This window comes from Rhodococcus sp. IEGM 1241 (assembly GCF_033142365.1).
GTDB lineage: Bacteria > Actinomycetota > Actinomycetes > Mycobacteriales > Mycobacteriaceae > Rhodococcus_F > Rhodococcus_F erythropolis.
In genome coordinates, this window is sequence record NZ_JAWLSE010000002.1 from 243,900 (window position 1) to 250,476 (window position 6,577).

Here is a 6,577-nt window from a genome sequence, read left to right on the forward strand (position 1 = left end):
CAGGAGGCCGAAAGTGCCGTTCGCTCAAACAGGAGTGGGGGTGAAACAGGTCAAACAGGGCTAGCGGGTCATACCTGGCCGACGACGCTCACCGTCACCGGCTCCTGCTCCGGCGTCACCACCGGAGTCTCCGGCAGATCCGGCACCCGGGTAGCCCGGGCGTAGACCGTCTCCCCCGCCTCGAGGTGCAGAGCTGCACTGTCACCGCGGGTGACCTGAGCCGAGAACAACTCACCGGTTGCCTCGTTGCGCAGGTCGACTCGAACCTCGAAGCCGAGATACACGACGCGCTCGACGGTTGCGCGTGTGACGCCGAGGGACTCGGCCGTACCCGATTCCTGAGCGAGAGCCATGCTCGGATCGCGGCCGAGACGGATGTCATGAGGACGAACAAGCTGCCCGTTGAGCTTCGCGACGGATCCGAGGAAGGACATCACGAAGTCGTTGGACGGGCGGTCGTACAGGTCGGCAGGTTCACCGATCTGCTCGATCCGCCCCTTGTTCAGCACCGCGATGCGGTCGGCGACGTCGAGAGCCTCTTCCTGGTCGTGTGTGACCAGGACGGTGGTGACGTGCACCTCGTCATGCAGGCGACGCAACCACGTGCGCAGGTCGGCACGGACCTTCGCGTCGAGGGCGCCGAAGGGCTCGTCGAGCAGGAGCACCTGCGGATCCACCGCCAGAGCGCGCGCCAACGCCATGCGCTGGCGTTGACCACCGGACAGCTGCGCGGGGTACCGATGCTGAAAGCCGTCGAGGCCGACGATCTCGAGAAGTTCGTTGACCTTCTTCTCGATCTCCGGCTTCGGGCGCTTGCGGATCTTGAGCCCGAACGCCACGTTGTCTCGCACCGTCATGTGCTTGAACGCTGCGTAGTGCTGGAACACGAAACCGATGTCACGCTTCTGCGGCGAGACGCCGGTGACGTCCTTGCCTGCGATGGTGATGGTTCCCGAATCGAGCTCTTCGAGCCCTGCGATCGAACGCAGCAACGTCGACTTTCCCGAGCCACTTGGCCCGAGCAATGCCGTCAACGAACCCGAGGGAATGTTGACCGTCACGTCGTCGAGCGCCGCGAAGTCACCGTAGTTCTTGCGGGCCCCGGTCACTGTGATCATGTGGTGCTCCTCTTACGGTCCAGCAGCGTCATCAGCAACAGGACAATGATGGCGATGCCCATCAGCAGCGTTGCCGCCGAATACGCACCAAAAGTGTTGTGGTCGTCGATGTATCGCGAATGCACCAGCAATGTCAGTGTCTGGGATACCCCCGGGAAGCCGGAAGAGACCATGATGACTGCGCCGAATTCACCGAGCGAACGCGCCACCGTCAACACGATTCCGTACGTCAAGCCCCAACGGATCGCGGGCAAGGTGATCCGCCAGAACGTCTGCCAGCCCGAGGCACCGAGCGTCGCGGCTGCTTGTTCCTGCTCGTCGCCGATCTCGTGAAGTACGGGTTCAACTTCCCGGACGACGAAGGGCAGCGTCACGAAAATCGTCGCGATCACCATGCCTGGCAAGCCGAAGATGACCTTGAACCCCAACGATTCGATGCCGCCGAACCAACCGTTGGCACCCCACAGAAGAATCAACGACACACCGACGACGACGGGCGAGACCGCGAAGGGCAGATCGACCACCGACTGCAGTACGCCCCGCCCCGGGAAACGCCCACGCACGAGTGCCAGCGCCGTGACGACACCGAACACGACGTTGATCGGAACCACGATCGCCACGATGATCAGCGAAAGATTCAGCGCGGAGATCGCTGCCGGCGTCGTGATCGATTCGAGGAACGGGCCGATTCCGTTCTCGAACGTTCGCGTCAGGATCACACCGATCGGCACGACCAACAACACGAACAGGTAGACGAGAGCGATGGTCCGCAGACCGATCTTCGATCCTCTGGACACGTTCATCGGGAACTCTCCTCACGTCGCTGTCCCCGCGAGGCGAAGATTCGCAGGACGAACAGCGTCACGAATGCGATGGCCAGCAACGCTACCGAGACGGCAGCGGCGTTGGTCGGACGATCGATCTCGATCTGCTGCTGAATGTACTGCGACGTCATCTGTGTCACGCGTGGGATGTTGCCGCCGATCAGAACGACCGAGCCGTATTCACCGATCGCTCGGGCGAATGCGAGCCCCGCGCCGGAGATGACGGCAGGCGCCAGCGTCGGAAGAACGACGGAACGAAAGATCGTCCAGTTGGAAGCCCCCAACGATGCAGCGGCTTCCTCGACTTCGCGGTCGACCTCCATCAGCACCGGCTGCACCGAGCGAACCACGAACGGCAAGGTCACGAAGGCCAATGCCACGATCAGTCCGGGCTGGGTTGCATTGAGGTGGATGTCGATCGGTGACTGCGGGCCGTAGAGAGACAGCAGCACGATCGACGCCACGATGGTGGGTAGCGCGAACGGCAGATCGATCATCGAGTTGACGATGCGCTTGCCCGGGAAGTCGTCCCGGACCAGCACCCACGCGATGATCGTGCCCATCACGACGTTGATCAATGCCACGATCACCGAGACCAACAACGTCACGCGCAACGACGCCAAGGCGACGGGTGCGGTGATGGCGTCCCAGAATCCGGAGATCCCCTCGTCGAACGCGGTGGCGGTCAACGCGGCGAGCGGAAGCAGAACGATCACGGAGAGCCACAGGGTGGCCACTCCGATTCCGAGCGGCCCCACACTCCCCGTGACCCGCGCGAGTTTTCGCCGACGAGCCACGGGGGTGGGGTCAATAGTGTCAGTCACGTCAGTCTTACTTGGTCGCGTTGTCGTAGATCACTGCGATCGAACCGGTGTCCTTGGTGAACAGAGCGCTGTCCACGGCCTTCCAGCCGCCGAGGTCTGCGATGGTCCACAGCTTGGTCGGCTCGGGGAATTTGTCGGTGAACTTGGCAGCGACGGCGGGATCAACGGGACGGAATCCTGCTTCGGCCCAGAGCGTCTGACCCTCGGTCGTGTACAGGTAGTCCTTGAACGCGGTCGCCTTGTCGAGGACCTTGCTGTTCGAGATCACGGCAACCGGGTTCTCGATCTTGAAGGTCGTGGGCGGGGTGACGTGCTCGACCGGGTCGCCGTTGCCTTCGATGAACAGTGCCTCGTTCTCGTAGCTGATCAGAACGTCACCGCTGCCCTGCAGGAAGGCTTCCGAAGCCTCGCGTCCCGACTTGGGCTGGATCTTGACGTGATCGTTGACCAAGGCGGTGACGTAGTCGAGACCCGCCTGCGGGTTCTTGCCACCGTCGCTCTTGGCGGCGTACGGCGCCAAGAGGTTCCACTTGGCCGAGCCGGAGCTGAACGGGTTCGGCGTGACGACCTCGAGGCCGGGCTGAAGCAGGTCGTCCCAGTCCTTGATGCCCTTCGGGTTCCCCGGACGCGTCACGATGGTGACTACCGATCCGAACGGAATTCCGTTGTAGGCGTCCTGGTTCCAGTTCTGATCTACCAGACCGGCATCGACCAGGCGGGTGATGTCGGGCTCGACGGAGAAGTTGACGAAGTCTGCCTCGGCGCCGTCCTTCACCTTGCGCGACTGGTCGCCCGAGGCGCCGTACGAAGGATTGAAGTTGACGTTCTTGCCCTCGACTGTCGCCTGGAAGGCTGCGGTGAGCTTGTCGAAGCCGGGCTTCGGCACGGCGTAGGCGAACAGGTTGATCGTGCCGGCGCTACCGTCGCTGGCGGCGCTGTCACCACCCACGGTGTCGCTCGAGCCACCACTGCACGCTGTGAGTACCACGGCCCCCATGGTCGCGATAGCAGTGAGAAGTGTGCGGGAACGGCGTTTCATTGCAGATACCTTCCTGAAAGGACTGACAAACGAGGGTTGGTCAAACGACAAGTCCGAGACCTCTGGGGCTGATTCCATCGGGATGTTCAGACATGGAGAGCCGACGGGCAATGAGCCCTGAATCGGGGGCGCGAGTTACGCGCAGAGAAGTTCGAGTGGGGTGCGCAGCACCACCGGAGAGGTCGAACTCAGGAAATCAACAACAGGCGACGTCAGCGACGTCGAGCATGCCGACAGCAATCAACGCCAACTGGTGGCGGATTACGGGAGCTGTTGCTTCGGACACGCGGTGGACTTTAGCAGAGCACCGGCGCCCGCTCTAATCGGGAGAACTAACGGGTGAGAAGCCACGCGACGATCACGAGGAGAATCAGGGCGATCAGGGCGAGAGTGACCCGTGAGCGGGGCATCAGCTTTCCTCTACTTCTCGAGAATTCCTACGCAACCAGCCGAAGAGCGGCAGAGCGAGAACGGCGGCCAACGCGCGATCCAGACCGATGGCCACCAGGCGGCACAGCGGAACGACGACGATCAGGACCAACGCGACCTGCGGGATGAACGGGAGCCCCGCCATCCACAGCTCGAAGCTGTCCCACCAATCCGCTATCCGATCCACGCCAACACCCTATCCTTCGGACGATACGGTCCCGACAGCGTGTGGATTGGACGTGTGTCGATTCTGGCCGGATGATGGCCGAATGAGTGCTGACGACGAAGTGGTGCAGACTATTCCTCCCGCCTCCACGGGTCACCATCGAAGCAACTTTCCCCCTATCGACGACTACGCGTTTCTTTCCGATTGCGAAACCTCGTGCCTGATTGCCCGTAACGGATCTGTCGAGTGGATGTGCGTTCCCCGCCCGGACTCCCCCAGCGTGTTCGGTGCCATCCTCGACCGCAGCGCAGGCCATTTCCGCATCGGCCCGTACGGCCAGAACGTCCCGGCCGCCCGACGCTATCTGCCGGGTGGACTCATTCTCGAGACCACCTGGCAGACCGAGACCGGCTGGCTCGTCGTACGCGACGCCCTGGTTCTCGGTCCCTGGCACAACGTCGACAAGCGATCGAACACCCACAAGCGCACACCCACAGACTGGGATGCCGAACACACCCTTCTCCGTACGGTCAAATGCGTCAGCGGCACCGTTGAACTCGAGATGAGTTGCGAGCCCGCGTTCGACTATCACCGCGGCACGGCGAATTGGGAGTACACCGGAAAGGTCTACGAGGAAGCAACGGCAACGTGTCGCTCCGCCAAGCCCGGAGACCACCCAACTCTGCGCTTGACCACCGACCTACGACTGGGCCTGGAGGGTCGTGAGGCACGGGCCCGGACGCGACTGGTCGAAGGCGACAACGTGTACGTCGCGCTCTCGTGGTCGGATCTTCCCGCGCCGCAGACGTTCGACGAGGCCGCCGACAAGATGTGGCAGACGTCCAAGTCGTGGCGCGAGTGGGTGACGATCGGCAAGTTCCCCGATCACCCGTGGCGCGGATACCTGCAGCGCAGTGCGCTCACACTCAAGGGGCTCACCTACGCACCGACCGGAGCCTTGCTCGCGGCTTCGACAACGTCGCTACCGGAAACGCCAGGCGGAGAACGTAACTGGGACTACCGCTACGCGTGGGTTCGCGATTCCACCTTCGCACTGTGGGGCCTCTACACGCTCGGGTTGGACCGTGAGGCCAACGACTTCTTCAACTTCATCTACGACGTGTCGAGTTCGGACAACGGTCAGCCACATCCCTTGCAGGTGATGTACGGCATCGGCGGCGAGCGCACACTCGAGGAATCCGAACTCAACCATCTCTCCGGATACGACGGTGCCCGTCCCGTGCGCATCGGCAACGGCGCATTCGATCAACAGCAGCACGACATCTGGGGCACCATGCTCGACTCGGTGTACCTCCACATCCGCACCCGCGAGCGTGTCCCCGAAGCGCTGTGGCCGCTACTCAAGAAGCAGGTCGAAGAAGCGATCAAGCACTGGCGCCAACCCGACCGTGGGATCTGGGAGGTGCGCGGTGAACCACAGCACTTCACGTCGTCGAAGATCATGTGCTGGGTCGCACTCGATCGCGGCGCCAAGCTGGCGGAGATGCAGGGCGAGAAGAGCTTTGCGCAGCAATGGACGGCCATCGCGGACGAGATCAAGGCCGACATCCTCGCGCACGGTGTCGACTCACGCGGAGTTCTGACGCAGCGGTACGGCCACGACTCACTCGACGCGTCGCTCTTGTTGGCACCGCTGCTGCGCTTCCTGCCGGCCGACGATCCGCGCATCCGGGCAACGGTGCTGGCGATCGCCGACGAGCTCACCGAGGAGGGGCTGGTCCTGCGCTATCGCGTCGACACCACCGACGACGGATTGAGCGGCGAGGAGGGCACGTTCACCATCTGTTCCTTCTGGCTCGTCTCCGCCCTCGTCGAGATCGGCGAACTGGATCGGGCAAAGCATCTCTGCGAGCGTCTGCTCGGGTTCGCGAGCCCGCTCAAGCTGTACGCCGAAGAGATCGACGCCCACACCGGTCGCCATCTGGGCAACTTCCCGCAGGCGTTCACACACCTGGCGCTGATCAACGCGGTGGTCCACGTGATCCGCGCCGAGGAAGCTGCCGAAGCCGGAGCTTTCCAGCCCGCGCACAACGCGACCTAGACCCCCTGCTGTTGGGGGGGGTTTGTGTCCCCCCCGGCGGACATGTTGCCCCCCCCGCTCTGCCCGCCCCCCCCACCCGCTCGGGGCGGGGGGGGTTCAGGAGTGCGTGAGCCCG

7 protein-coding genes are annotated in these 6,577 nt (G+C 63.3%); 1 reads left to right on the forward strand and 6 read right to left on the reverse strand.

Annotation, left to right across the window (positions count from 1 at the left end; all coding sequences use genetic code 11):
* Positions 1 to 68: 68 nt before the first annotated feature.
* From R4P70_RS10795 to R4P70_RS10820, 6 genes are all read right to left on the reverse strand, one after another.
* Complete coding sequence (locus R4P70_RS10795; protein WP_020908203.1) at positions 69 to 1,118, reverse strand: sulfate/molybdate ABC transporter ATP-binding protein; 1,050 nt, start codon at positions 1,116 to 1,118, stop codon at positions 69 to 71.
* Positions 1,115 to 1,921, reverse strand: a complete 807-nt coding sequence (gene cysW / locus R4P70_RS10800; RefSeq protein ID WP_003944503.1) for a sulfate ABC transporter permease subunit CysW — start codon at positions 1,919 to 1,921, stop codon at positions 1,115 to 1,117. The genes R4P70_RS10795 and cysW overlap by 4 nt, the downstream gene beginning before the upstream one ends.
* Positions 1,918 to 2,766 (reverse strand): sulfate ABC transporter permease subunit CysT, encoded by an 849-nt coding sequence (gene cysT / locus R4P70_RS10805; protein ID WP_003944556.1) that lies wholly within the window; start codon positions 2,764 to 2,766, stop codon positions 1,918 to 1,920. Before cysT ends, cysW begins: the two co-directional genes overlap by 4 nt.
* 7 nt (positions 2,767 to 2,773) lie before the next feature.
* On the reverse strand, positions 2,774 to 3,805 hold the full coding sequence (locus R4P70_RS10810) for a sulfate ABC transporter substrate-binding protein (RefSeq protein ID WP_317830798.1): 1,032 nt from the start codon (positions 3,803 to 3,805) through the stop codon (positions 2,774 to 2,776).
* Between the two features lie 196 nt (positions 3,806 to 4,001).
* Positions 4,002 to 4,091, reverse strand: a complete 90-nt coding sequence (locus R4P70_RS10815) for an Ms4533A family Cys-rich leader peptide (RefSeq protein WP_309599318.1) — start codon at positions 4,089 to 4,091, stop codon at positions 4,002 to 4,004.
* A 123-nt stretch (positions 4,092 to 4,214) separates the two neighbouring features.
* Complete coding sequence (locus R4P70_RS10820; RefSeq protein WP_003944489.1) at positions 4,215 to 4,421, reverse strand: hypothetical protein; 207 nt, start codon at positions 4,419 to 4,421, stop codon at positions 4,215 to 4,217.
* A gap of 82 nt (positions 4,422 to 4,503) precedes the next feature.
* Between R4P70_RS10820 and R4P70_RS10825 the strand changes: the two genes are divergently transcribed.
* Positions 4,504 to 6,462 carry a glycoside hydrolase family 15 protein gene (locus tag R4P70_RS10825; protein ID WP_003944557.1) on the forward strand — a complete coding sequence of 653 codons (1,959 nt, stop codon included), beginning with the start codon at positions 4,504 to 4,506 and terminating at the stop codon, positions 6,460 to 6,462.
* Positions 6,463 to 6,577 lie beyond the last annotated feature (115 nt).